We start from the raw sequence: 921 nt of genomic DNA, 5'->3' as shown, positions 1-921 counted from the left end.
ATTCGCCTCGCAGTACCAGCCGCGTGCTGAACGTTCAGGCTTATCTGAATTACGACCGGACCTTCGGCAAGCACCACGTTGCGGGCTTAGCCTTACTGAACCGCAACTCAAATACGGCCGCCAGTAGCAATGCTATTTACAATTTCATTCCCAGTAACTTCCGGGGGTATTCCGGACGGATTAGCTACGACTACGATCAGAAATACCTTTTTCAGGTTAATGCGGGCTACAATGGTTCGGATCGCTTTATTGGCAGCAACCGATATGGTTTGTTTCCGGCAGTATCCGCCGGATGGGTTTTATCGGAGGAGCCCTTCTTCAAAAGCAACGTACCTTTCGTCGATCTGCTTAAATTCCGTGCTTCTTATGGGTTAGTAGGAAACGACGCTTTGGGTAGTAATTTCAGCTATTACTATCAGCAGAATTATGGAATTGGCAACGGCGTAGTTCCGACTGACTTTGGCTATTCAAGCAATCAGTACCAAAGTATTTTTGAAGGATCCCTCGCCAATGAACAGGTAAGCTGGGAGAAAGAAAAGAAACTTGACCTGGCCGTTGAATTTGCTTTCTGGAAAACCGTAATTACGGGTTCCGTCAACTACTTCGACAACAATCGTTTGATATCCTCACCGTACGGGGAACGGTCTCGTCCATCTTTGGGCAGGGTTTACCGCCTGTTAACCTAGGTCGCGTCAATAACCGGGGTATTGAACTTGAATTTGGTTTTGAAGATAAGATCGGGTCGAACTTCAGCTATTTCGTGCGAGGCAACTATTCCCTAGCCAAGAACAAGATTCTGTTCATGGATGAACCTGCCTCTCAGTATTCCTACCAGAATTATACGGGCAAGAGTATTGGTCAGATTCGGGTATATCAGGCCATTGGTTTCTACAAGGATCAGGCTGATATTGACGCCAGTCC

The 921-nt window shown here is 46.9% G+C and carries 1 pseudogene; it reads left to right on the top strand.

Annotated features, from left to right (window positions below):
* Positions 1-686: pseudogene (locus BWI97_RS27930) on the top strand (hypothetical protein); the annotation flags it as partial.
* Between the last annotated feature and the right edge of the window lie 235 nt (positions 687-921).

The organism is Siphonobacter sp. BAB-5405, assembly GCF_002872335.1.
Classification (GTDB): Bacteria; Bacteroidota; Bacteroidia; order Cytophagales; family Spirosomataceae; genus Siphonobacter.
This window is presented reverse-complemented; position numbering and strand designations above follow the sequence as displayed.